Here is a 25,062-nt window from a genome sequence, read left to right on the forward strand (position 1 = left end):
AATAATAAAATGGGTTAAGGTATCTTATAATTATTTAATAATTTGTTGTGTAAACCACTGATAAATCATAATCCAGTACGTCTTTAAACTACTGCGCTGTATCGCTGATAACTAAGCAGCTCACTGATACACCATGCTGGACGCGATAATTGGAATCTCACGCAGGGAGTACTGTGTAAATAGCAAAATCGCCTGATGCGCTACGCCTGTCAGGCCTACAAATAACATACTATTCATCGAATTTTCATAACTTTGTAGGTCGGATAAGACGCGCCAGCGTCGCATCCGACATAAATAAAGCGCACTTTTCTAACAACCTGTGGGGGGGATATCGCCGCTTTATTTCAGGCGCTTACCCGCTTCATCAACCACTTTCTCGCCATCTTCCTTGGAGAATGCGCCTTTTTGCGCATCTGGCAGAATTTCCAGCACCACTTCTGAAGGGCGGCACAGGCGAGTTCCCAGCGGCGTCACCACAATCGGGCGATTAATCAGAATCGGGTGCTGAAGCATAAAGTCGATTAACCGATCGTCAGTAAATTTATCTTCCGCAAGGCCCAGCTCCTCATACGGTTCGACGTTTTTACGCAGCAGCGCGCGTACGGAAATCCCCATATCGGCAATGAGTTTGACCAGTTCATCGCGCGTTGGCGGAGTTTCCAGATAATGGATAATGGTCGGTTCTGTGCCGCTGTTGCGGATCATCTCCAGCGTATTACGCGACGTGCCGCAGGCCGGGTTGTGATAAATGGTAATGTTGCTCATATCAGTATCTCATTACAAAGTGAAAGAGAGACGTAGCGCCAGCGCAGCCAGCGTCACAAACAGCACAGGCAGGGTCATGATAATCCCTGTACGGAAGTAATATCCCCAGCTGATAGTCATATTCTTCTGCGAAAGTACGTGCAGCCAGAGTAGCGTAGCCAGGCTACCAATTGGGGTAATTTTCGGTCCCAAATCGCAGCCAATCACATTGGCAAAAACCATCGCTTCTTTGATAACGCCAGATGCCGTGCTGCCATCAATGGACAACGCGCCAACCAGTACCGTCGGCATATTGTTCATAATAGAAGAGAGGAAGGCGGTGAGGAATCCGGTGCCGAGCGTCGCGGCCCACAGGCCGTTATCCGCCAGCACGTTGAGTACGCCAGAAAGATATTCCGTTAATCCGGCATTGCGCAGGCCATAAACCACCAGATACATGCCGAGCGAGAAGATGACAATCTGCCAGGGGGCACCGCGCAGGACTTTACCCGTATTAATCGCATGACCGCGTTTAGCGACGACAAATAATATCAGCGCGCCCACAGCTGCAATGGCGCTCACCGGAATGCCGAGCGGTTCCAGGACGAAAAATCCCACCAGCAGAAGCAGTAAAACAACCCAGCCAGTTTTGAACGTAGCAGGATCTTTGATCGCTTCTGCGGGAGATTTCAGCAGCGCCATATCGTAGTTCTGCGGAATATCTTTGCGAAAATAGAGATGTAACATCACCAGCGTGGCAACAATCGCGGCGATATCCACCGGCACCATCACCGAGGCGTATTCGCGAAAGCCGAGGCCAAAGAAATCAGCGGAAACGATATTCACCAGGTTGGAGACAATAAGCGGCAGGCTGGCGGTATCGGCAATGAATCCGGCCGCCATCACGAACGCCAGCGTAGTGCCTTTACTGAACCCTAAAGCCAGCAGCATGGCGATGACAATCGGTGTCAAAATAAGCGCCGCGCCATCATTGGCAAACAGGGCGGCAACGGCAGCACCGAGCAGGACAATCCAGGTAAACAGCAAGCGACCACGACCATTACCCCAGCGTGAGACGTGCAGCGCCGCCCATTCAAAAAAGCCGGACTCATCCAGCAGCAGGCTGATGATAATGACGGCGATAAACGCAGCCGTCGCGTTCCAGACGATATTCCACACCACCGGAATATCACCCGGATGGACCACGCCCGTAACTAACGCCAGTACTGCGCCGAGCGTTGCACTCCAGCCGATGCCTAAACCTTTCGGCTGCCAGATAACCAATACGATGGTCAGGACAAAGATAGCGCCTGCCAGTAACATAATGCCTCCCGGATAAAACACATCTGAAAATTCATATGTGTTTAGCTAAATTTTTAACTGCAAATGTTCTTACTGTCCCCGGAACAGTTTTGTCGAGCCAGGTTGCGGACAATCGCCTGAACCTTTTCCTGTTCACATCGCCAGGCCTCATCAATAATTTTCGCCGCCCATGCTGGAATATGCGGTGATAAGCGGTAATGAACCCACTTACCTTGCTTGCGGTCCAGCAATAGCCCGCTTTCACGCAGCAATGCCAGGTGGCGGGAGATCTTGGGTTGCGACTGGTCGAGAGCAGTGCAGAGATCGCAGACGCATAACTCTCCCAGTTCGCTGAGCAGTAAAACGATGCCCAGACGGGTTTCATCAGCAAGAATTTTGAACAATTGGATGGGTAACAGAAATGACATATTGCGCTCCTGATTGTTGCAGGTAGTGTCTCTCTTCGAAGCGGATAAGTCAAAAACATATATGACTTAACGAATGTGTAAGTGCAGAGGAAGGTAATAGGTGTGAATTTTGAGTTGGCTATTCATTTGAAAGGAGGTCTGAATCAGGACGTAAAAAAACCGACTTTGCGTCGGTTTTTTACTTTCCAGCCCTGAGTTGGTGGCTCTGGCTGGAGTGAGAGAGTTCTTATCTAACAGCTCAATACTATTAGCCAGTGGCTAACATTGCAAGAATTAGCGATTTCTTCAGCTGGCGGAGGGAGCACTTCGGTATATATCGCAGTGACGATTTATATACTTTCACTGGGTCATCGTCATATTAAGCCTTGTCCGAATCCGGATGTAAAAAAACCGACTTTGCGTCGGTTTTTTACTTTCCAGCCCTGAGTTGGTGGCTCTGACTGGAGTGAGATAGCCATCATCTAACGCATCAATGCTAATACCATACTGAAACTATTGCAAGGACGTGCTGGTTTTATAACCTGCATGTACTGTATGATTATCCAGTTAGCTCTGAGGCATTTTCACTCTGGCAATGCGCATAAACGCTTTCAAAGTCCTGGTCAGAAGTACGGGTGGTGCCGTTAACTGATGCTCTGGCCGGAGTGAGAGAGTTCTTATCTAACAATGAGACATGCGCCGTGACAGGCAGTGGATGAGTAAGCGGATGCATTCTCACTCCATCGCATGGAGAAAACGGGTGATTGATAAAGCAATCATCGTTCTAGGGGCGTTAATTGCGCTGCTGGAACTGATCCGCTTTCTGCTTCAGCTTCTGAACTGATAGCGGAAACGTAATTAAGGGCTAAGAGCACACTACTCTTAGCCCTTTAACATTTAACGCATTGTCACGAACTCTTCTGCCGCCGTTGGGTGAATGGCGACGGTATTGTCGAAGTCTTTTTTGGTTGCCCCCATCTTCAGCGCCACCGCGAAGCCCTGCAACATTTCGTCCATACCAAAGCCAATGCCGTGAATACCGACAATCTTCTCTTCCGATCCAACGCACACCAGCTTCATGCGGCACGGCTGGCGGTGAGTGGTGACGGCGGTATACATCGCGGTGAAAGAGGATTTATACACTTTCACCTGATCGTCGCCATACTGCTCGCGCGCCTGCGGTTCCGTTAAACCAACAGTACCAATCGGCGGATGGCTGAAGACCACGGTCGGAATGTTGCTGTAATCCAGATGCTCATCCGGCTTGTTATTAAACAGGCGTTCAGAGAGACGGCGACCCGCTGCAACTGCCACCGGTGTCAGCTCCACTGCACCCGTGTTATCGCCCACCGCGTAAATACCTTCAATATTGGTGTTTTGATATTTATCGACGACGATATAGCCTTTTTCGTTAGTTTTAACGCCAGCGGCTTCCAGGTTGATGTTGTCATTGGCAGGCTCGCGACCAATCGCCCAAATCAGGCAATCCACCGTTTCACTGCGACCATCTTCCAGCTCCAGCGTCAGGCTACCATCGGCATTTTTCACTACCGCTTTCGGGATGGCGTTGGTGTGCAGCTGCGGGCCTTCGGCGTTCATCACTTCGACCAGCGTTTCGGAAATCATCGGGTCGAAGCTGCGCAGCGGCGCATGTTTACGCACAAACAGATGCGTTTTCGCGCCGAGGCCGTTAATCACGCCCGCCAGCTCAACGGCGATGTAACCCGCGCCAACAACCGCCACGCGCTCTGGCAAAGCAGGAAGGGCGAAGAAGCCATCAGAATCAATACCGTATTCCACGCCCGGAATATCCGGGTGGCTCGGACGACCGCCGGTGGCGATCAGAATATGATCGGCCGTGATGGTTTCGCCGTTTACCTCCAGCGTTTTGGCATCAACGAAGCGGGCAAAGCCTTTGATTACATCAACGTTATTTTTACCGAGCACGTTTTCATAGGAAGTATGAATACGGTCGATATAGGCGGTACGGCTGGCGATCAACGTTTCCCAGTTGAATTTATTGATAGTGGTATCAAAACCATAATCCGGGCCGTACATATGGATCGCTTCACGGATTTGCGCCGCGTGCCACATCACTTTTTTCGGCACACAGCCAACATTTACGCAGGTGCCGCCCAGCTCTTTGGCTTCAATCAGCGCACATTTCTGGCCGTACATAGCCGCGCGGTTGATGGAGGCGATACCGCCGCTGCCGCCGCCGATGGCGATGTAATCATAGTGTTTAGTCATGACAAAGTGTCCTTATCGTTGATTACCGCGATTGTAGCGCGAGACGTAATAGGTGCCAGCAATGGCTGCAATTACTCCGGCACGATCCAGCTTACGGTGGCGTGCCCGGTGCCTGCCGGAACCAGTTTGCTGTGCAGCCACGGCAGCACGTTATTCATCTGTTGTTCCAGTTTCCACGGCGGGTTAATCACAATCATGCCGGAAGCGGTCATGCCACGGCGATCGCTGTCTGGCAGTACCGCCAGTTCAATTTGCAGAATTTTGCGAATACCGGTCGCTTCCAGATCGTGGATCATGCGCTTAATTTGCTGACGCAGCACCACCGGATACCACAGTGCGTAAGTACCAGTGGCGAAACGTTTGTAACCTTCTGCTATCCCGCTGACCACCGCTTGATAGTCAGTTTTCATTTCATACGGCGGGTCGATAAGGATTAAACCACGGCGGGAAACCGGCGGCAGTTTGGCCTTAAGCTGCTGGAAACCGTCGGCTTTTTCGACACGCGCACGGCTATCTTTCTGAAATTCAGAACGCAACAACGGGTAATCGCTCGGGTGCAGTTCGGTCAGTTGCAGGCTGTCCTGTTCACGCAGTAGCTGGCGAGCAATCAACGGCGAACCGGGGTAGTAACGCAACTGACCGCTACGGTTGAAGTGTTTTACCACATTGATGTACGCCTCCAGTTCTGCGGGCAAATCGTCCTGCTGCCAGATACGGGCGATGCCTTCGAGATATTCGCCGGTACGCTCGGCATGTTCGCTGCCTAACTGATAACGCCCGGCCCCTGCGTGGGTGTCGAGATAGAGAAACGGTTTATCTTTCTCTTTCAGCGACTCGATGATCAGGCTCTGAACGGTATGTTTAAGGACGTCGGCGTGGTTGCCAGCGTGAAAGCTGTGGCGATAACTGAGCATGGGTAAAGGTGTTCCGGTAAGTAAAAATCGGCCCGTATTCGGGGCGCACAAAAGCGTATCAGGACAGTATACCGAAAAGAGGCCGCCGCCGCGAAAGCGTAACGTTTCTCATTGAAATTCACTACACTTAACCCCATGCTACACACATTATGTAAAGCGCCTGTTGAGCGCTTCCTTAACCTCTTTAACCAGGACTGCGCGAATGACGAATCCGTTACTGACTCCCTTTGAATTGCCTCCGTTTTCTAAAATTCTCCCGGAACATGTCGTTCCAGCCGTGACTAAGGCATTGAACGACTGCCGCGAAAACGTGGAGCGCGTAGTAGCGCAAGGGGCACCGTACACCTGGGAAAATCTCTGCCAGCCGTTGGCGGAAGTGGACGATGTGTTGGGGCGTATCTTCTCCCCGGTCAGCCACCTGAACTCGGTGAAAAATAGCCCGGAACTGCGTGAAGCGTACGAACAAACCCTGCCGCTGCTGTCGGAATACAGCACCTGGGTAGGGCAACATGAAGGGCTGTATAAAGCGTACCGCGACCTGCGCGATGGCGATCATTACGCCACGCTGAACACGGCGCAGAAGAAAGCGGTTGATAACGCCCTGCGTGATTTTGAACTCTCTGGCATAGGTCTGCCGAAAGAGAAACAGCAGCGTTACGGCGAAATTGCTACCCGTCTTTCTGAACTGGGCAACCAGTACAGCAACAACGTCCTCGATGCGACAATGGGCTGGACCAAACTCGTTACCGACGAAGCGGAACTGGCGGGGATGCCAGAAAGCGCGCTGGCTGCGGCAAAAGCCCAGGCTGAAGCGAAAGAACTTGAAGGCTACCTGCTGACGCTGGATATCCCAAGCTACCTGCCGGTAATGACCTACTGCGACAACCAGGCTCTGCGTGAAGAGATGTATCGCGCTTACAGCACCCGCGCCTCCGATCAAGGCCCGAACGCCGGTAAGTGGGACAACAGCAAGGTGATGGAAGAGATCCTCGCGCTGCGTCACGAACTGGCGCAACTGCTGGGCTTTGAAAACTACGCCTTCAAATCACTTGCCACTAAAATGGCAGAAAACCCGCAGCAGGTGCTGGATTTCTTAACCGATCTGGCAAAACGCGCGCGTCCACAAGGCGAAAAAGAGCTGGCGCAATTGCGTGCCTTTGCCAAAGCCGAATTTGGCGTCGATGAGTTGCAGCCGTGGGATATCGCTTACTACAGCGAAAAACAAAAACAGCACCTCTACAGCATCAGTGACGAACAGCTGCGTCCGTACTTCCCGGAAAACAAAGCGGTTAACGGCCTGTTTGAAGTGGTTAAGCGTATTTACGGCATCACCGCTAAAGAGCGTAAAGATGTTGATGTCTGGCATCCGGATGTACGTTTCTTCGAACTGTATGACGAAAATAACGAACTGCGCGGTAGCTTCTACCTCGATCTGTATGCCCGTGAAAACAAGCGCGGCGGGGCGTGGATGGATGACTGCGTAGGCCAGATGCGTAAAGCTGATGGTTCTTTGCAAAAACCGGTCGCGTATTTGACTTGTAACTTCAACCGCCCGGTAAATGGTAAACCGGCGCTGTTCACTCACGACGAAGTGATCACCCTCTTCCACGAGTTCGGTCACGGCCTGCACCATATGCTGACCCGCATCGAAACCGCTGGTGTTTCCGGTATCAGCGGTGTGCCGTGGGATGCGGTCGAACTGCCGAGTCAGTTTATGGAAAACTGGTGCTGGGAGCCGGAGGCGCTGGCGTTTATCTCTGGTCACTATGAAACCGGCGAACCGCTGCCGAAAGAGTTGCTGGATAAAATGCTGGCGGCGAAGAACTACCAGGCGGCGCTGTTTATTCTGCGTCAGCTGGAGTTCGGCCTGTTTGATTTCCGCCTTCATGCCGAGTTCCGCCCGGATCAGGGGGCAAAAATCCTCGAAACTCTGGCAGAAATCAAGAAACTGGTTGCCGTGGTGCCATCTCCGTCCTGGGGCCGTTTCCCGCACGCTTTCAGCCATATTTTCGCCGGTGGTTATGCCGCAGGTTACTACAGCTACCTGTGGGCTGACGTACTGGCGGCAGATGCTTTCTCGCGCTTTGAGGAAGAGGGCATTTTCAACCGTGAAACCGGGCAGTCGTTCCTCGACAACATTCTGAGCCGTGGCGGTTCAGAAGAGCCGATGGATCTGTTCAAACGCTTCCGTGGTCGTGAACCGCAGCTGGATGCGATGCTGGAGCATTACGGCATTAAGGGCTGATCATTCAGTGAAAATCTGCTTAATTGATGAAACAGGCACCGGAGACGGTGCCTTATCTGTTCTGGCGGCCCGCTGGGGGCTGGAGCACGATGAAGACAACCTGATGGCGCTGGTGTTAACGCCGGAACATCTGGAATTGCGCAAGCGTGATGAGCCAAAACTTGGCGGCATCTTTGTTGATTTTGTTGGCGGAGCGATGGCGCACCGACGCAAATTCGGCGGTGGTCGCGGTGAGGCGGTGGCGAAAGCGGTGGGCATTAAAGGCGATTATTTGCCGGATGTGGTGGATGCCACTGCAGGACTTGGGCGCGATGCCTTTGTACTGGCTTCAGTCGGCTGCCGCGTGCGGATGCTGGAGCGTAATCCAGTGGTTGCCGCGCTACTCGACGACGGCCTGGCGCGTGGTTATGCGGATGCGGAAATCGGCGGCTGGTTGCAGGAGCGGTTGCAGTTAATTCACGCCTCCAGCCTGACGGCGCTGACTGATATTACCCCGCGCCCGCAGGTGGTTTATCTCGACCCGATGTTCCCGCATAAGCAGAAAAGCGCGCTAGTGAAAAAAGAGATGCGTGTCTTTCAGTCGCTGGTGGGACCGGATCTTGATGCCGATGGATTACTGGAGCCTGCACGCTTGCTGGCGACCAAACGCGTGGTGGTAAAGCGCCCGGACTACGCGCCACCGCTGGCGAATGTCGCCACGCCAAACGCGGTAGTCACTAAAGGGCATCGCTTTGATATCTATGCAGGTACGCCAGTGTAAAACTAAAACAGGGTAGCGATAACGCTACCCTGCTTTCTGCAAGAATAATTAATGGCTTTCCGGCGTCGCAATCATGCGTTTCAGCCACGGCACCATCAACAGCATCACTACTGCAACGCCCAGCGTGACCAGACCAATCTTACCAAACACGTTGGTATAGACGGGCAACGTCTCAAGCGGATCGGTAATGTTGTCCGGCACCGCGGTAAATGTTGCCACATAGCCGCCCAGCAAGAACGCGGCAGCCTGCGTCAGGAACCACATCCCGAGAATAAAGCCCATCAAATGCTGCGGCACCAGGGCAGCAATCATCGCCAGGCCAAGGGCGCTAATAAACAGTTCACCTAAGCTCTGGAATAAGTACACCAGCACGATAAACCATGGCGATGTCAGCCCTTGTGCATCCGCAAACCACATTCCCGCAGCTGCCGCCGTCAAAAAGCCCAGTGAGCACATAAACATGCCGAGAGTAAATTTCATCGGCATCGAGAGGTCTTTGCCTTTGTTACCCAGATGCGTGTAAATGCCTGCCAGTATTGGGCTGGCGAGTACCACCCAGAACGGGTTAAGCGCCTGGAAGCTGACCGGGTTGATGGAAAAACCGAGAATTTCATGATGCACGTTGTTGATGGCAAAGAAGTTCAGCGATGTTGGCATCTGGGCGTAGAGAATGTAAAACACCACCGCTTCGAGCATCAGGACAAAGGCGACAAACATTTTATTGCGCCCGGTTTTATCCAGCTTGAATGCCTGACGAAAGAAGATGATGGTGACGACGATGGAGAGAACAATCAGCACCAGATTGGCGACTTCTACGTTGTGCATCAGCCATGCGCATACGAAGATCATCACCACGCTGCCAAGTAACACGTACAACAGTTTGCTGAAGCTCATTGGCCGGAAGTCGGGTTCAGAACCAATGTCTTTCACCATTCCACGACAGGCGATGTAAACCAGTAATGCGATAATTAACCCCGCCCCGCACAGGTTGTAGGTGACTGAATAACCGAATCTATCAGCGATCACAGGGGCCAGCGATAACGCTATCAACGAGCCGATGTTGATCGACATATAGAACAGGGTGAATGCGCCATCAAGCCGCGGATCTTTCGGCGGATAGCACTTCGAAAGCAAGCTGGCTGGGTTAGCTTTAAACAGGCCGTTACCTACAGCGATAGTCCCCAGGGCGATGAAAATCAGGTCAGGCTTAAGTAGCGACATGCCGGTCATGAAGTAGCCAATCGCCAGCACAAGTGCACCAAGAACAATGGTGCGTTTGGTCCCCAGCAGGTGGTCGCCGACATAGCCGCCAATGGAAATGAGGCCATAGACCAGCGCAGCAAAAGCACCAAAAGTGACAAAAGCCTGCTCTTGCGAGAATCCAAGCTGTTTAACGAAGAAAACCGCCAGTACGCCCTGCACGCCGTAGTAGCCGAATCGCTCCCATAACTCGACAAAAAAGATCATGAAAAATGGGCGAGGTTGCTGCAGCATCCCCATGGGTGTTGTTGTATTCATATTTATTAACCTTCCAATACCATCCTGAAAAGTATGAACGCGTAAGGGATAACGCGCGAAAAAGTTTACATCTGTCAGAGATTCTTAATATTGATGCGGTGAATAGATTAATACACTATTACAACAGAAAATAACCAGCTGATCACACTAATGATGGAAAATATGATGGTGTTAAATATTGTATTGGCTGGGGATTTTGATTGCGAACGCAGACCGTAGGCCAGATAAGGTGTTTACGCTGGATCAGGTAACAAGGCGCGCCAAAAAGCAAAACGCCCGCATATGCGGGCGTTCAGGAACACGTCGTAGAGGGAAGATTATTCTTCTTCGTCGCGCAGCGGAACAATCAGCATATCAACGTGAACGGTGTTGATCAGCTGACGTGCGGAAGACATCAGTTTGCTCCAGAAGTCCTGGTGGTGACCACAAACCACCAGATCCATATCGTATTTCTTGATTGCATCGACCAGAACTTGGCCCAGGTCGCCGCTGCCGCTCAGGGTTTCAGTGATTGGGTAGCCTGCATTAGTGGAAAGCTCGGTCAGCGCATGATGTGTCTCTTCTGAGATGCGTTTCTGCATATCACCCAGATTCACATCAATAAGCCCGGTGTATAGGTCAGAGTAGTTTACATCTACGTGGATCAGAGAAACTTTCGCATTGTAGGGGCGAGCCATAGAGACTGCTTTCTCTACCAGAACTTTGCTTTCCGGGGAGAGATCGACCGCGATGAGAATGTGTTTATAAGCCATAGTGTTACTCCTTCCATAAAGTTGTCGATGACTGGCCAGCTAGCGTTTCTTGTGCCGTTACGTCACCCGCGTCCTGCGAACTACGTGCGCGGGGCTAACCCAGCCGTAAAGATTCAGTGTTAAGACCATCCTTACCTTATAGCGACCCGGATGATCCGTCAATCCGCCTTGCTTACCCGTTAGATAAACAAATTTTCGACATGAATATATTGATAGTGGTTAACCTTCTGGAAAAAAAACAACCTGATCTCCTACACTATCTATAGAGCCGCTCGGATGTTGGTCACCACAAAAGCGGTTTCTCCAGGACCTGGTGTTAACTGATTGGCAGCGTATCGGGAGCGGTAGCCCCGGGGTGGAACTCCGCGGGCAGGTCGCCGGGGAGGAGGTATGATAAGCACCGTCGCATTATTTTGGGCTTTATGTGTCGTTTGCATTGTTAACATGGCGCGCTATTTCTCATCACTACGCGCGTTGTTAGTGGTACTGCGTAACTGCGATCCATTGCTCTATCAATATGTTGATGGAGGGGGCTTTTTTACCTCACATGGCCAACCCAACAAACAGGTGCGTCTCGTTTGGTATATCTATGCCCAACGTTATCGCGATCATCACGATGATGAATTTATTCGCCGCTGTGAGCGGGTGCGTCGGCAGTTTATTCTGACCAGCGCATTGTGTGGTCTGGTGGTGGTCAGCCTGATTGCATTGATGATTTGGCATTAAGCACTTCAGCAATAATAACGCATAAAAAAAGCGGGCCAGTAAACTGACCCGCTCGAGACTGATTACAAACGCAAAATTGCCTGATGCGCTACGCTTATCAGGCCTACATAATCTCTGCAATCTATTGAATTTGCATGTTTTTGTAGGCCGGATAAGGCGTTCACGCCGCATCCGGCATGAACAAAGCGCACTATGTCACAATCTGAAGCGGGCCAGCTGACCCGCTCGTTTTGGTGCGTACGATTACAGGAACTGCAAGGAGAGCCAGTACAGCCCGCCGGAAAGCAGTACCGCAGCCGGAAGGGTAAACACCCAGGCCATCAGAATGCTGGTCACGGTTTTACGCTGTAAGCCGCCACCATCTACCACCATCGTCCCCGCGACAGAAGAGGAGAGTACGTGAGTAGTGGAAACCGGCATCCCGGTATAACTCGCCAGGCCGATAGACACTGCCGCCGTCATCTGGGCAGACATCCCCTGAGCGTAGGTCATGCCTTTCTTACCGATTTTCTCACCGATAGTCGTTGCCACACGGCGCCAGCCAATCATCGTACCGATACCTAACGCCAGCGCGACCGCCATGATGATCCACACCGGTGCATACTCGATGGTGCTAAGCATGTCGGACTTCAGTTTCTTCAACAGGCGCTGATCGTCAGCACTCACGCCAGGCATCTTCACCACTTTGTCGATAGTGTCAGAAACGCACAGCATAATGCGGCGCATCTGGCTACGTTGATCAAGCGACAGCTTGTCGTAGCTTTCCACATCGGTGGTCAACATACCTTTCAGGCGGTTGAGCGCGTTAATGGTATTCGACGGATGGCAGTGGAACTCCGCAGGTTGCGTTGCGCCAGCTTCCGGAGCCGGTACTAACTGATCAGCACCGGTAGCCTGTTTGAGCAGCGCAGGATGCTGCTCAAAGTAAGCTTCGACGTTGTTGATGGCATCACGGGTACGGGTGATTTCGTAGCCAGTGGCATTCATGTTCACCACGAAGCCTGCTGGCGCGACGCCAATCAATACCAACATAACCAGACCAATGCCTTTCTGACCATCGTTCGCGCCGTGCGAAAACGCCACGCCGATAGCGGAAAGGATCAGCGCGATACGCGTCCAGAATGGCGGCTTTTTCTTGCCGTCTTTCTTTTCACGCTCCGCTGGGGTCAGGTGGATACGGGCGCGTTTCTTGGTGCCGCTCCAGTAGCGACGCAGCAAGAAAATCAGACCGCCAGCAAACACCAGGCCGACAATAGGGGAAACGATCAGAGAACCGAAAATACTTAATACTTTCGGGATATTGAGTGCATCCACCACTGACGTCCCGGTCATCAACGCATTGGTTAAACCAATCCCGATGATCGCGCCAATCAGCGTATGAGAGCTGGATGCAGGTAAACCAAAGTACCAGGTACCCAGGTTCCAGATAATCGCCGCCAGCAACATAGAGAACACCATGGCAAGGCCATGAGACGATCCCATATTAAGCAGCAGATCCGTCGGCAGCATATGCACAATGGCATAGGCAACACTCAGACCACCCAGCAAAACACCCAAAAAGTTGAACACCGCCGCCATAACCACGGCGAGCTGAGAACGCATCGCGCGGGTATAGATAACGGTTGCCACGGCGTTGGCTGTGTCATGGAAACCATTGATGGCTTCGTAGAACAGCACAAAAGCCAGTGCAAGCAATAATAACAGCCCGGTATGCAAATCCAGGCCAGCAAACAAATGTAGCATAGGACGTTACGCCATTTTGAGGACATGAACGCGGCGCATTATCAGTGACTTTCGCGGCGCGGGCAAAGTGAAATATAGACTTTTTTTGATTTGCCTCCTGTATGGATTTCACTCAAAAAATAATTATCTTATATAATTCAGGCAAATACTTCCTTTTAGTAATATTGATGCTGGTGCGACCACTGAGGAATCTTTACAATTCACGCCCGTTTTTTCTAAGAGGAGCGCAACGTGGAAAGGTTTGATGCCATTATTATAGGCGCTGGTGCGGCGGGTATGTTCTGTTCTGCGCTGGCAGGTCAGGCAGGACGCCGGGTTCTGCTGATCGATAATGGTAAAAAACCAGGGCGCAAAATCCTTATGTCTGGCGGTGGGCGCTGCAACTTTACCAACCTTTATGTCGAACCAGGCGCTTATCTGAGCCAGAATCCGCATTTTTGTAAGTCTGCACTCGCGCGTTTTACCCAGTGGGATTTCATTGATCTGGTCAATAAACACGGCATCGCATGGCACGAGAAAACGTTAGGGCAACTCTTCTGCGATGACTCCGCGCAGCAGATTGTCAACATGCTGGTGGATGAGTGCGAGAAGGGCAATGTGACCTTCAGATTGCGTAGCGAAGTGCTGAGTGTGGCGAAGGATGAAACAGGCTTCACGCTTGATCTAAACGGCATGACTGTCGGTTGCGAAAAGCTGGTCATCGCGACCGGTGGGCTGTCAATGCCGGGGCTGGGCGCGTCGCCGTTTGGTTATAAGATTGCCGAACAATTTGGCCTCAACGTGCTGCCGACCCGTGCGGGTCTGGTGCCATTCACTCTGCATAAACCGTTGCTCGAAGAGTTACAGGTGCTGGCGGGCGTGGCGGTGCCTTCCGTGATTACCGCTGAAAACGGCACCGTTTTCCGTGAGAACTTACTCTTCACCCACCGCGGCTTATCTGGACCGGCGGTGTTGCAGATTTCCAGCTACTGGCAACCGGGTGAATTTGTCAGTATCAATCTGCTACCGGATGTGGACCTCGAAACCTTCCTGAATGAGCAGCGTAACGCACATCCGAATCAGAGCCTGAAAAACACACTGGCGGTTCATCTACCGAAGCGGTTGGTTGAACGCTTACAGCAACTCGGGCAAATCCCGGATGTTTCGCTAAAACAGCTCAACGTGCGTGACCAACAGGCACTGATTAGCACATTGACCGACTGGCGCGTACAACCCAACGGCACTGAAGGCTATCGCACTGCCGAAGTGACGCTCGGCGGCGTGGACACCAACGAACTCTCTTCACGGACGATGGAAGCGCGCAAAGTGCCTGGGCTGTACTTCATCGGCGAAGTGATGGACGTCACCGGCTGGCTGGGGGGCTATAACTTCCAGTGGGCGTGGTCGAGTGCGTGGGCTTGTGCGCAGGATTTGATTGCTGTCCGAGGACAATAAAGTTGTACACAAAGCACTAAAGTTGTAACCATTCTCAAAAAACGACGCTAATGTTGTATACTTACTGAATGTGTGGTTATAGGGTTGGAGACTATAAAATGCACATATAGGTACGTATCAATGTCGTTTTTAGGGTACGATCATGGCTAGGGGTAGGCGTCTCAAATCCTATTTGGATTATGAAAATGCGCTAGGTGACGGCATAGGAGTGGGCTATGGCCAAAGTTATCAGCCCTGGCTTAGAGCTCAGGACGTTAAATCCCGTGGAAACCGTTCGATAGTCTTTGGCCTTAAGACGTTTCGAAACCATCATCTCCTTTCTTCTGTCGAAAGTAACTTTTTCTATCTGGCTGAGTTTAATGACTCGGTGATTGATATCCGGGAACAATTCCCACTCTTTCCTCTCCGGCTTACCCAACAAATAGCAAATCATCTACATTTTCAACATCCTATGGTGAGGGGAGTAAGAGGAGTACCTGTCGAAGTTCTGAATGTTATGACAACCGATTTTTTACTGACCTTGAGAACTCCTGAAGGCGGACTTCGATACAAAGCTATAGCAGTAAAACATAACGAGAGCATACCTGAACGCGAAGCCCAAAAACTTGAAATAGAGAGGATGTTTTGGCAGTTGATTGATGTTGAGTTTCAAATTTATGTTGGCTCGGAACTCAATAACGTCGTCGGTAAAAACATTTGCTGGGCTACTTCTGTATTAAGAGATGGTTCTGAATTTTATGATAAATATCCTCTTGATAAAATCCTATGGAAGCTTAAACCAGATGTTTATCCCATAGTAGGACTACGTGCAATGATTTCATCAATCTTTGGGGTAGATGCACAAGAAGCGATGATGTTATTGCAGGCAATGATTGGATTAAAAATGATAAATGTTGATTTATCATATCCAATACTCGAAACCGGTCTGATAAAGATAATTTCCAATGACCACTATATAGGACTGAACGCAAATGGATATTATTAGGAATTCAGTCTGGCTCTCTCAAGGCACTGATTTGCTTGCAGAGGGACTTTACCGTGTTTTGGATTTTGACAGAAAGGTCGATTTGTTAATTTTGTTTAAAATAAAATCAGAAAGAACGGGTAAGCCAATCCCTTTCTCATTTTCAATGTTTAAATATTATATTGAATCAAATAGCATAACTTGTAAAGATTATATATATCCTTCATATATGTTAGTAGATGAGAAAGAATTAACAGATAAAGACAGAGGAAGGCGAGATGAAAATTACAATATCATTAAAGATCTTGTAGATGACAGAATGTTTCTGTTCGACTATGCATTACATAAAAAGTCGCACCTTTTAATGGATTACTCAAGAAATAAAAAAATATCACAATATACTATCAGAACGCTTCTGGCGTTGTATTGGCGACATGGGCAGGATATTTATGCATTGCTACCCGCATTCTCGAACTGTGGCGCCGCTGGGAAAAGTAGAATCAAACATGAAATTAAACTTGGGAATTCCAAAAAAAACAGAGCATTACCTAATGAACGATCACGTGTTTTCATTCTTAATGAAAGAGATATAAATAATATTAGAAAATCTCTCATTACGTATCATTATAAAGTTAACGGAGATACGATAAAGAAAACATTAGAGAGACATATTGATTTGTATTTTAGGGATGAAATTAAAACAGCAAACCTAGAAAATAGAGCTCCATATGTTCCTTCTTTAAAACAATTTTCATACTGGAATAAAAAACTCTTCACTAAAGATTTCTCGATAAATAAGAAGAACACGAAAAAAGAAATAGACCTCAAAATGCGGGCGCTTTTAGGTAGTGTGGCTAATACAACTGTTTTGCCGGGTGATGTTTTCGAAATAGACTCAACTGTCGCTGATGTACATCTTATTTCGAGTTTAAACAGACGAAAAGTCATTGGGCGTCCTACTATTTATACAGTGGTGGATCGTGCAACAAGAATGATTGTTGGCCTTCATGTTTCTTTATACCATGCTTCATGGCGAGCCGCCCGACAAGCGTTAGCAAATTGCTTTATGCCAAAAAAAGAATATTGTAGATTATTTGGAATCTCTATTACTGATGATGATTGGCCTTGTTCTCACATTCCATTAACATTGATGTGTGACAACGGGGAGATGATTGGTCTTAAACCTCAGGAAGAGATGACCCCCCTGACAAAACTTGAGTTTGCGCCAGTCGGTAGAGGCGACAGAAAAAGCATTGTTGAACGCTGTTTCGGCATTCTGAATGATGAGGTTATTCATAGGCTTATTGGAACAACACGAAGGGGAAAGATTGTTAAAGGAGAGCCAACACCGCAATCCAGGGCTTGTTTAACGATTCAGGAGGTCACGTCTTTACTGATTCGGGAGATACTTGCACATAATCAGAGAACGTATGAGGAACTGGCTTATATCAATCCCTTACTGATTGAAAATGATCTCGTAATATCACCAAAAAATAGTTGGATGATAAGCTTAAAGCACGGGAGATTCAGCGCAAGAGCCGTTGGGGCCGACGAAGTGATCGCACGATTGTTAATCCCTGTGAACGCTAACATTACCGCCGGTGGGATTCAGTACAATAATCTTTTTTATGAATGTGATCCTGAAATTGCATCAGGTGTCAGAGTATTTGGAAGAACCACTTGTGAAGCAAGAATAGATGACAATTGCGTAGATTATATATATGTAAGATTTGACAAAAATAGCATTTTCAAAAAACATTACCTACTTAAGAAAAGAGATGTATTTAAAGGGAAAGCTCATCTTGATACAGATGTAATGGCTGATTGGGTAGATACTCAAAAAGAAATTAATTTATTTACTCTGGATTCGCTCAGCAATATCAATAATAAAGATGAATTTAACAGGAAAGGTAACGAAAGATTAAATGAAATATACGAATCTCGCCGGGTACATGGTAAAGATATTAAAAAGAACAGGAAAAATGAACTTGATTCATTAGGGCGAACTCATGTTGCTAATGGAAGATCTGAACCCCTACTTCCTTCATCCAGTAATGTTCTGCTTTTGCCTGGCCGGGAGGAGAAACAAAGATGGTTAAAAGGTAAGAAGAAGACTGAGGACGCAGAATAATGAATCTTATACGGCGCGTTTCAGCGATATATAAAGAACAGGAGTTACCTGAGTATCGTGGCAATCCCTTAATTGAAGCACTTCCTGAAGCGCTTACGGAAGATGAAGTACTTCTGGAAATGAGTTATTTCCCCGAAATTGACGAAAAAATCCGCTGGACTGCCCCGGCGAATGTTAGAGAGCAGTATGTCGAACGTATAAAGAAATTCCGTTGCCCTCAAACCAATCTTATCCAGGCTTATAAGATGATCTTACGGGCACTTAGGGAAAGCTATGCAGCTCGTAATCCTTTAAAAAGCGGAACAATTCAATATCTTCATTACTATGGAAATGAGCGTCCTGATATTGAGCCAGAAAGTGGATATTTTAAATCCCAGGCTGAAACTATTACGATAGTTGGAATGAGTGGTTCTGGAAAAACTACCATGATTGAGCAAGTCATGGATCATTTCCCTCAGATTATAGAACACAGCAGCTATAAAGGAGTTTTTCCCGGCTTCAGTAAGCAAATTGTATGGGTAAAGATTAATTGTCCATACAATTCAAGTGTGAGAGACCTTTGTGAAGAGATTTTACAAAAATTAGATGATGCAATTGGTATTGAACGAACTACACCTGAGATTAGAAATGGTGCTCTGGCTCGCCAGATTGCACAAAGAATTAAATCATCATTTTTGGGTATCCTTGTTATTGATGAAATGCAGAGGCTTAAATTTTCAAGAACCGGGGGTGAGAGTAAGTTGATTGATTTTTTACATGAAATTGTAGATTCCATGGGGGTATCTATGGTTTTTTGTGGAAATCATCCTTTTGACGAGACGCTGACAAAGAAAATGAGAATTGCCAGGCGGGCAGAGTCTGGTGGTTACATGAAAATTAAGAATGTTAGATACGATTCACAAGACTGGCAATCGTTTATTCATTATTTATGGCCATTACAATGGACAAATGTTGAAACTCCATTAAATGATGAGTTAAACGAAAAATTATTCATTTTATCTAAAGGCAATATTGGATTGGCTCAGATGATTTATCGGGGGGCACAATTAAAGGTTATCGGTAGCGGCAATGAAATCATCACTGGCGCAGTCTTGTCGGCCTCTGTACCGGTACTCGTGAGTCATACGGAGGAATATAAGGATACTCCACTCCCGGGGGCCGCGACTGAAGATGAGGAAGCTAAATGGCTCTCTGCATCTAATGAGGGTGATGCTTCGGCTAAAATCATGGCAGAGAAGTCCCTAAAGTCTTTGATCCCTGGGGATATAGACAGGCCACAGCACAAGGAATTCGTAGGAAAAATAGACGAGGTTTTGCGCAATTTCGACGAGAAAATACTGTCTCTTGACCACGATCTTGTTATCAACAGAACAGCTGAAAAGAAAAATACCTACGATGCTCTTCAGCGTTGCGGGCTTATAAATATAGATCCACTTAATAAATTGTAATGAGGTAACAGTTCGTAACGGTCAAAGAGAGGTGTGGGAAATGAGAATGTTGCCTGTTTTGCCTGATGAATCCTTGTTCAGCCGGTTTTGTCGGACAACTACCGTGTACGGTATGTCCCCATCTTCTCTGTTAACGATCATTTTCAACAAACCTGATATGAACGTCCATCCAATTCTCAATTCAGGATTAAAGGCTATTTCTCTTCATACATCCGAAAGTGCAGATCAGCTCTGGCATGAACAGACTTTACTCCCTCTTTTTGCCTGGGCACTACCAATCAGTCGTAATGAAATTATGGATTTCAACACGACCCCTGCCAGGCTTAATCGATTGTGCCGCCTTAGTAATTTTTCACTAGGGCAGCGCACACTATTGAAGTTTTGCCCGGTTTGCGCTCGTGAAGATACTTTTCATTATGGTGTTACTTATTGGCATCTGGCGCATCAGCTTCATGGGGTTACAACCTGCCATCGGCATCCGGTAGCGCTTGAAAGCATCCATGTCCCTTCTTCACCGCACATACGTATTGGACTGATGCCTCCTGTTTCGTATACAGAACAACTTAGCAATGAGATAGACTTCGATTTTGCTAAGTTTTGTTATGAGTCCCTAAATATAATCAGAAGAAAAGATATTACACACCCCAATTACATGGATGTACTTAAAAAGTTGAATTTATTATCATTGGATGGAAATTTAAAGAAAAATGTATTCTACGCACATGTTTATGCTAAGTGCCAGTTATTTGGGGAGGGTTCATCGGGACTTATACCAACATCCCTAACTGATTATCATTACTGGGAGCCTATACTCAAAGACAAATGTTGTCAGCATCCCACAAAGCATCTTTTGCTTTGTTATTGTTTGTTAAATACTTGCTGGCCAACGTATGCAGGAAGTCGTACTAATAAAAAGAAAGAAATCTTTAAAAGTCATAAGAAATACAGTTTTCATATAGTTGAAAATAATACTAGTGTTAGCAACCTTGGGAAGGAATTTAGTCGCAGCAGATGTTACATTAAAACACTTATTTATAAAAAATACCTGAGGGCGTTTAAGCGAAACACAAAAATTAATATATTCACTGAATTGCTTATCAAGTCTATGGCTGTAAGGGGGTTTAGTCTGGCATCCATAGCTGAGAAAAACTCATTATCGGAAGGAGCTGTATCCTCTGTAATTTCATCTTGTTACGGTTTATGCTCATGGCGTAAAAAATGTAAAAAAGATTCTTTAAGACGGCGTCATAAGCAGAAAATATTAAGATTTATACATAATCAATCCGTTTCTATAACACGAAAGTTAGTCAAAGAAAGTTGTTATGCAAGTTTCTATTGGCTAAATAAACATGAATGTGACTGGCTTAATTCCTGTCTTCCTAAAACAATACGATGCTATAAAAATAAAAGAGTAGACTGGAGCGAGAGAGATATTATCTCATCATCATTAATAAATGATGTTTTATCTCAGGGGCAGTACTCGATGTCACTTACAAGTCTAGATGCTTTACTGGGAGGGCATGGCTGGCTTTTGAAATACAGAGATAAACTACCAATGACAATGATACTTCTCAGAAAAATGGAACTAATTAAATAAGAGGGAGTTATATGGTTTACGAAAATGAATTGTGGCACAGTTTTCTTCTGCGTTCACAGATAATGTATAACTTATCCAATTGCAGGAACATAATATCAAAGCATGGCGCACTAAGGTACGATGCCTTTCCTCGTTTCGAACTGATTGATATGTACAAATTGCATAGCTTGCAGGATATATATGACATTCTTGCCACTAGAAATGGTTATATACTAACTTCCAATATAGTGTCGTTATCTTCTGGTGTTTACGGGTATTTTAACGCTGTTGAAGATGCCTGTCGGAAAAATTTTCACATAACTAATTCATATCCATTGGTAAACATCTCAAACATTCGTTACTGTCACAAATGTATTGTTGAAGATATACACTCTAAAGGCATTGGTTATCTGCGTCATAGATGGTTGTTTGAATCTAAATGTGCAGTTCATAGTACCAGTTTATATGAGGTTTGTTTTGATAACTATTTGAATGCAGTGAAAGGACTTAGTGACTTAATTATAAGTGGAATAAATCCTCATGGTTATTGTTCCCTTGTGGTTGACGTTTCAAACCCTTTCAAAAATCCAGTGTATATATTACCATGTGCACGTAATAAAATTTTAAAATGGATTTCGGACAATAAAAATATGCTGATTTACTTTCTCTTTGATCTCTTCAAATGTAAGTCGCATTCAAGTTTATCTAAGGTTATCGAAGTCAAGATAATGCATGATAGATATATTTCTGCGGTGTTCAAGATGTTAAGTGAAGTTAATTTTTGTAATTTCAACTCATTTATTTCTGATATTTTTGAGGACGTAAGTTATGCCTCTATCGGACTTGATGATTATTCTGTTAATGTGCATTTTCTCAGGCTAAGGGCTGCAGATTGTAAATTTTGCCAGTTGAATGGTAAATATTTTTGCTCACTTTACAATGTAAAACTTCTTCGCTAATTTCACTTCATTTATAAAATACTAAGAAAGCTAGTTAGATAAGGTTTTATATTTTGACTGGGGCAGGAATAAATTATCACTCATAGAGTTTCCCTGGGGGTTACCACCTGTGTATGATGCCGGTTAGCAACAACGTCTAAAAGACCTGCGATCACGTGGGTCCCTCTCCAGCAAAGGGGCAAGGGGTGCTATATAACGGTGTACTGCTTACCCAATACGGCCTTGTATTTGAAAGATGCCGCATCTTGGCAGGATTCGTATTACAGCCTATAGTCTGTTAATGAGCATTACAGCCTATATGCTGTAAATCCCTGCGTTATGCTTGTTAACTCGTCGATACGGAAGGTCACTTATGAACACTCAATACGCTTTGAAGACTTTGAATCAGTTACGTCCTGTTTTAATCGGCTTTCGCAAAGCCAATGGACTGACGCAAAAAGATGTTTCTGAACGTTTGGGTATAACACAGCAAACTTATGCCCGACTAGAGGCCAACCCTGCAAGTGCGGGTTTTGAGCGTTTGTTTAGGGTGTTCAGCGTCCTTGGAGTGGAGATCGTACTTTCATCCAGGGAACCATTGTCAGATGCAAAGCCCGAATACGGAGCTATGCACAATTATTCTTCACTTCCAGCCAGGCGGGAGAAATGGTGACGCCTGGCGCTTCCCGGTCTAATTTTTCTTCAACAAGATTAACCCCTTAGCGGCCTGAAGTATCAGGTTGCGATAGAGCCTTTCATTTCTTCTGTTATGTTAAATACACCATTTTGAGCTATTTCGCTCGGCCTTAAATTATCTCTTCATTCTTCAGTGAAAATTTTATGTCGATCACATTATCGATGAATTTAGGAAATAATCCGTAAATGAAAATCTATCTTCTTTTAAATTCATCAGTGTCAGTAGCAAATATTACGCATAAAAGAATGGTTATTATTATCATTTAAATTATAAAGCTCATGAGTCAATTCCAAAAAATATAATAAGCATTGAAATCATTACCCGTGATTCTGGAGTTTTAACTTTGCCATGTAACCAACCACAAGTTAGTTTCCGGTGTTTTGAGGGGCAGTAAAGTTCTGAAAGCGCGACCAGATCATAATCCCGAAATGTCGTTAAGATATTCTGAATAACGGTTATCCCTGCTTGTTGGCAGGCATTTGAAAATATATTTTGTATTCAGGTTGCAGCAAAACGCTTTCTTACACACAGGACTTCATATGCGGCTCAGAAAATTAAAACTGAAAAACTTCAGAGGCTACAGAAACTCTACTGAAATCATTATTGATGAAAGCATGACGGGTATTGTCGGTCGTAATGACTTTGGGAAATCAACGCTTCTGGAAGCGCTGGCTATTTTTTTTGAAACAGAAGGAATGAAGGCTGACAAGAATGACATGAACTGTTTCAGCCTAAGAGAAGGGGACGGCCGTTTTGAAATAGCCTGTGAATTTGATGACCTGCCCGATTTTATCATGATCGACGACAGGGTGCAGACCACGCTCGCCTCAGAACATCTGCTGAATGAGGACGGCAATTTTGAAATCGTCAAAACGTTTAAAGCAACGACCTCAGGAAAACCGGAGCAGACCTGCATCCGCTGCATCCACCCGGATGAGGAGCCCCTGAGAAATTTACTGGGCATGAAAATTTCTGAGCTCAAGGCGGTGGGAAAAGAAGTTGAAAAAAATGTGGCGGATAAACGCACTGCATCGTTATGGCGTCAGGCCATCAGGGAAGCCGCAGCCCCCTATACCTGTTCGGAAATTATGCTGGATGTCGATAAAGAGTTCGGAACCGACACAAAATCATTATGGGGTAAGATCCTCGATTTGCTGCCCACGTATGCGATTTTCAAAGCCGACAGGGAAAGCAGCGACGGGGATTCCGAAGCTAAAAACCCCTTACAGCAGGCCGTAAAAGACGCTCAGGCTGCGCTGCAGGACAAAATTACAGCGCTGGAAAATGAGATTCAGGACAGCGTCCTGGATGTCGCACAGAGAACGCTGGATAAATTACGTGAAATGGCCCCCGAACTCGCCAGTGAACTGACTCCACGATTTAAGGAGAAACCCAAGTGGACCTTCAATTTCACCCTGGACGGGGAAAATGGCATCCCCATCAATAAGCGCGGCAGCGGGATAAGGAGGCTTATCCTGTTGAATTTTTTTCGGGCTGAGGCTGAAAAGAATGTCGCGGGGACGCCCAGAAATGTGATTTATGCCATAGAGGAGCCTGAAACGTCACAGCATCCGAACTATCAGATGATGCTGATGAAAGCGTTACTGGCACTGGCAGGCCAGCCGCACCGTCAGATTATCGTCACCACCCATGTCCCGGCGCTGGCCGGATTAATCCCTGTCGAAGGCGTACGTTATGTTACCCGAAATGAGGCGGGTGAACCCGTAGTAAAAATGCCGGATGACGCAGTGCTGAAGGAAGCCACTGAAAGCCTGGGGGTGCTGCCAGAGACCGGTATGGAAAGGGCGCAGGGGATTGTTCTGGTAGAGGGAAAGTCGGATGTTACTTTCCTGAGGCATGCGGCCAGTTCATTAAAACAGTCAGGTGCGCTGCCAGCCTCTCTGGAGGACGTGAAAATAGTGCCAGTCCTCATAGGAGGGTGTGGTAGCGTCAAACACTGGGTTACATTGAATCTGGCCAAAGATCTGGGGCTTCCCTGGTGCGTATTTCTGGACTCCGATATTGGGGGAGACCCTGCACAGGTTCTGTCCATCCAGAAGCGTAAAAAAGAAGTAGAGGAGGCCGGTAAGGTATTTTTCGCTACGCGCAAACGTGAGATAGAAAACTATCTGTGCCCGGATCTTATCGAGGAAATTACTGGTGTAGCCGTCACGTTTACGGACACCTGTGACGCTAAAAAAATAATCGGCCGGGCTGTGGGAATGAAACCCGATAATGTACTAGATAAATTCTGGCCTCAGATGACATCAGAAAGAATCATCTCAAGATCAACCTATCATGACGGAACGCAGGAGAGAAGCGAGCTGGTTGAGATCCTGAGCGACATTGTATCCATGACGAGATAATGTATTAAATAAGCATCTCAGGTGCATATATTCCGGTCCTCAACAAAGGACCGGAGTACAGAGTAGTAAAAACCCGAAATTAATCGGGTTTGAATTATATAAAGATTAACCGACTCCCGCGCCCAGGAACGATGTAAAATCACGCTT

General features: G+C 47.2%; 20 protein-coding genes and 1 pseudogene. 13 read left to right on the forward strand and 8 right to left on the reverse strand.

Annotated features, from left to right (window positions below; genetic code table 11):
• Positions 1-339: 339 nt before the first annotated feature.
• From arsC to arsR, 3 genes are read right to left on the reverse strand one after another with little or no spacing between them, the layout of a single operon-like run.
• Positions 340-765, reverse strand: coding sequence for a glutaredoxin-dependent arsenate reductase (gene arsC, locus AB4H76_RS01610; RefSeq protein ID WP_000065769.1), 426 nt, complete (start codon positions 763-765; stop codon positions 340-342).
• A 12-nt stretch (positions 766-777) separates the two neighbouring features.
• Positions 778-2,067, reverse strand: coding sequence for an arsenite/antimonite:H(+) antiporter ArsB (gene arsB / locus AB4H76_RS01615; RefSeq protein ID WP_077492218.1), 1,290 nt, complete (start codon positions 2,065-2,067; stop codon positions 778-780).
• Between the two features lie 53 nt (positions 2,068-2,120).
• Positions 2,121-2,474: an As(III)-sensing metalloregulatory transcriptional repressor ArsR gene (gene arsR / locus AB4H76_RS01620; protein WP_000008957.1), complete on the reverse strand. Its 354-nt coding sequence runs from the start codon at positions 2,472-2,474 to the stop codon at positions 2,121-2,123.
• Between the two features lie 739 nt (positions 2,475-3,213).
• Between arsR and dinQ the strand changes: the two genes are divergently transcribed.
• Positions 3,214-3,297: a damage-inducible type I toxin DinQ gene (gene dinQ / locus AB4H76_RS01625; RefSeq protein WP_001295215.1), complete on the forward strand. Its 84-nt coding sequence runs from the start codon at positions 3,214-3,216 to the stop codon at positions 3,295-3,297.
• Between the two features lie 53 nt (positions 3,298-3,350).
• On the opposite strand, the gene gorA is transcribed toward dinQ, so the two are convergent.
• Together gorA and rlmJ are read right to left on the reverse strand one after the other, a co-directional pair.
• Complete coding sequence (gorA, locus tag AB4H76_RS01630) at positions 3,351-4,703, reverse strand: glutathione-disulfide reductase (RefSeq protein WP_000160808.1); 1,353 nt, start codon at positions 4,701-4,703, stop codon at positions 3,351-3,353.
• A gap of 71 nt (positions 4,704-4,774) precedes the next feature.
• Positions 4,775-5,617 carry a 23S rRNA (adenine(2030)-N(6))-methyltransferase gene (gene rlmJ / locus AB4H76_RS01635; protein ID WP_000954225.1) on the reverse strand — a complete coding sequence of 281 codons (843 nt, stop codon included), beginning with the start codon at positions 5,615-5,617 and terminating at the stop codon, positions 4,775-4,777.
• A 202-nt stretch (positions 5,618-5,819) separates the two neighbouring features.
• Between rlmJ and prlC the strand changes: the two genes are divergently transcribed.
• Together prlC and rsmJ are read left to right on the forward strand one after the other, a co-directional pair.
• Complete coding sequence (gene prlC / locus AB4H76_RS01640; RefSeq protein WP_001298719.1) at positions 5,820-7,862, forward strand: oligopeptidase A; 2,043 nt, start codon at positions 5,820-5,822, stop codon at positions 7,860-7,862.
• A gap of 7 nt (positions 7,863-7,869) precedes the next feature.
• Entirely contained in the window at positions 7,870-8,622 is a 753-nt protein-coding gene (rsmJ, locus tag AB4H76_RS01645; protein WP_000686620.1) for a 16S rRNA (guanine(1516)-N(2))-methyltransferase RsmJ, read from the forward strand.
• 48 nt (positions 8,623-8,670) lie between these two features.
• On the opposite strand, the gene dtpB is transcribed toward rsmJ, so the two are convergent.
• Positions 8,671-10,140 carry a dipeptide/tripeptide permease DtpB gene (gene dtpB / locus AB4H76_RS01650; protein WP_001098652.1) on the reverse strand — a complete coding sequence of 490 codons (1,470 nt, stop codon included), beginning with the start codon at positions 10,138-10,140 and terminating at the stop codon, positions 8,671-8,673.
• Positions 10,141-10,315: 175 nt separating this feature from the next.
• Here dtpB and AB4H76_RS01655 point away from each other — a divergent pair.
• Positions 10,316-10,381, forward strand: a pseudogene (locus AB4H76_RS01655) (hypothetical protein); the annotation flags it as partial.
• Positions 10,382-10,457: 76 nt separating this feature from the next.
• Here the strand turns inward: AB4H76_RS01655 and uspA are convergent.
• Positions 10,458-10,892 (reverse strand): universal stress protein UspA, encoded by a 435-nt coding sequence (gene uspA / locus AB4H76_RS01660; protein ID WP_000323571.1) that lies wholly within the window; start codon positions 10,890-10,892, stop codon positions 10,458-10,460.
• A 390-nt stretch (positions 10,893-11,282) separates the two neighbouring features.
• Between uspA and uspB the strand changes: the two genes are divergently transcribed.
• The gene (gene uspB, locus AB4H76_RS01665) at positions 11,283-11,618 is read left to right on the forward strand and encodes a universal stress protein UspB (protein WP_000626187.1); all 336 of its coding nucleotides are present in this window, start codon (positions 11,283-11,285) and stop codon (positions 11,616-11,618) included.
• A 243-nt stretch (positions 11,619-11,861) separates the two neighbouring features.
• Here uspB and pitA read toward each other — a convergent pair whose 3' ends face one another.
• The gene (gene pitA / locus AB4H76_RS01670; protein ID WP_000902780.1) at positions 11,862-13,361 is read right to left on the reverse strand and encodes an inorganic phosphate transporter PitA; all 1,500 of its coding nucleotides are present in this window, start codon (positions 13,359-13,361) and stop codon (positions 11,862-11,864) included.
• A gap of 231 nt (positions 13,362-13,592) precedes the next feature.
• Between pitA and AB4H76_RS01675 the strand changes: the two genes are divergently transcribed.
• The 8 genes from AB4H76_RS01675 (at position 13,593) to AB4H76_RS01710 (ending at position 24,915) form a co-directional block, all read left to right on the forward strand.
• On the forward strand, positions 13,593-14,795 hold the full coding sequence (locus tag AB4H76_RS01675) for an NAD(P)/FAD-dependent oxidoreductase (protein ID WP_000439198.1): 1,203 nt from the start codon (positions 13,593-13,595) through the stop codon (positions 14,793-14,795).
• A 142-nt stretch (positions 14,796-14,937) separates the two neighbouring features.
• Positions 14,938-15,780, forward strand: a complete 843-nt coding sequence (locus tag AB4H76_RS01680) for a TnsA endonuclease N-terminal domain-containing protein (RefSeq protein WP_000090707.1) — start codon at positions 14,938-14,940, stop codon at positions 15,778-15,780.
• Positions 15,767-17,890 (forward strand): transposase, encoded by a 2,124-nt coding sequence (locus AB4H76_RS01685; RefSeq protein WP_000351437.1) that lies wholly within the window; start codon positions 15,767-15,769, stop codon positions 17,888-17,890. Before AB4H76_RS01680 ends, AB4H76_RS01685 begins: the two co-directional genes overlap by 14 nt.
• The gene (locus tag AB4H76_RS01690) at positions 17,890-19,338 is read left to right on the forward strand and encodes an ATP-binding protein (protein WP_001049180.1); all 1,449 of its coding nucleotides are present in this window, start codon (positions 17,890-17,892) and stop codon (positions 19,336-19,338) included. The genes AB4H76_RS01685 and AB4H76_RS01690 overlap by 1 nt, the downstream gene beginning before the upstream one ends.
• 40 nt (positions 19,339-19,378) lie before the next feature.
• Positions 19,379-20,935, forward strand: a complete 1,557-nt coding sequence (locus AB4H76_RS01695) for a TnsD family Tn7-like transposition protein (protein ID WP_001324699.1) — start codon at positions 19,379-19,381, stop codon at positions 20,933-20,935.
• 11 nt (positions 20,936-20,946) lie between these two features.
• Complete coding sequence (locus AB4H76_RS01700) at positions 20,947-21,873, forward strand: hypothetical protein (protein ID WP_000262423.1); 927 nt, start codon at positions 20,947-20,949, stop codon at positions 21,871-21,873.
• A gap of 352 nt (positions 21,874-22,225) precedes the next feature.
• Positions 22,226-22,525 (forward strand): helix-turn-helix domain-containing protein, encoded by a 300-nt coding sequence (locus AB4H76_RS01705; RefSeq protein WP_001097216.1) that lies wholly within the window; start codon positions 22,226-22,228, stop codon positions 22,523-22,525.
• Positions 22,526-23,088: 563 nt separating this feature from the next.
• On the forward strand, positions 23,089-24,915 hold the full coding sequence (locus tag AB4H76_RS01710; protein WP_001239419.1) for an AAA family ATPase: 1,827 nt from the start codon (positions 23,089-23,091) through the stop codon (positions 24,913-24,915).
• Positions 24,916-25,062 lie beyond the last annotated feature (147 nt).

The organism is Escherichia sp. UTM R2, assembly GCF_048593455.1.
Taxonomy (GTDB): Bacteria; Pseudomonadota; Gammaproteobacteria; order Enterobacterales; family Enterobacteriaceae; genus Escherichia; species Escherichia coli.

Excerpts from the sequence above, each read along its gene's own strand:
- arsB (WP_077492218.1), bottom strand. The coding sequence starts at position 2,067 with ATGTTACTGGCAGGCGCTATCTTTGTCCTGACCATCGTATTGGTTATC.
- dtpB (WP_001098652.1), bottom strand. The coding sequence starts at position 10,140 with ATGAATACAACAACACCCATGGGGATGCTGCAGCAACCTCGCCCATTT.
- AB4H76_RS01705 (WP_001097216.1), top strand. The coding sequence starts at position 22,226 with ATGAACACTCAATACGCTTTGAAGACTTTGAATCAGTTACGTCCTGTT.
- AB4H76_RS01680 (WP_000090707.1), top strand. The coding sequence starts at position 14,938 with ATGGCTAGGGGTAGGCGTCTCAAATCCTATTTGGATTATGAAAATGCG.
- AB4H76_RS01700 (WP_000262423.1), top strand. The coding sequence starts at position 20,947 with ATGGTTTACGAAAATGAATTGTGGCACAGTTTTCTTCTGCGTTCACAG.
- AB4H76_RS01685 (WP_000351437.1), top strand. The coding sequence starts at position 15,767 with ATGGATATTATTAGGAATTCAGTCTGGCTCTCTCAAGGCACTGATTTG.
- pitA (WP_000902780.1), bottom strand. The coding sequence starts at position 13,361 with ATGCTACATTTGTTTGCTGGCCTGGATTTGCATACCGGGCTGTTATTA.
- rlmJ (WP_000954225.1), bottom strand. The coding sequence starts at position 5,617 with ATGCTCAGTTATCGCCACAGCTTTCACGCTGGCAACCACGCCGACGTC.
- prlC (WP_001298719.1), top strand. The coding sequence starts at position 5,820 with ATGACGAATCCGTTACTGACTCCCTTTGAATTGCCTCCGTTTTCTAAA.
- AB4H76_RS01710 (WP_001239419.1), top strand. The coding sequence starts at position 23,089 with ATGCGGCTCAGAAAATTAAAACTGAAAAACTTCAGAGGCTACAGAAAC.
- gorA (WP_000160808.1), bottom strand. The coding sequence starts at position 4,703 with ATGACTAAACACTATGATTACATCGCCATCGGCGGCGGCAGCGGCGGT.
- AB4H76_RS01695 (WP_001324699.1), top strand. The coding sequence starts at position 19,379 with ATGAGAATGTTGCCTGTTTTGCCTGATGAATCCTTGTTCAGCCGGTTT.
- uspB (WP_000626187.1), top strand. The coding sequence starts at position 11,283 with ATGATAAGCACCGTCGCATTATTTTGGGCTTTATGTGTCGTTTGCATT.
- arsR (WP_000008957.1), bottom strand. The coding sequence starts at position 2,474 with ATGTCATTTCTGTTACCCATCCAATTGTTCAAAATTCTTGCTGATGAA.
- arsC (WP_000065769.1), bottom strand. The coding sequence starts at position 765 with ATGAGCAACATTACCATTTATCACAACCCGGCCTGCGGCACGTCGCGT.
- uspA (WP_000323571.1), bottom strand. The coding sequence starts at position 10,892 with ATGGCTTATAAACACATTCTCATCGCGGTCGATCTCTCCCCGGAAAGC.
- AB4H76_RS01690 (WP_001049180.1), top strand. The coding sequence starts at position 17,890 with ATGAATCTTATACGGCGCGTTTCAGCGATATATAAAGAACAGGAGTTA.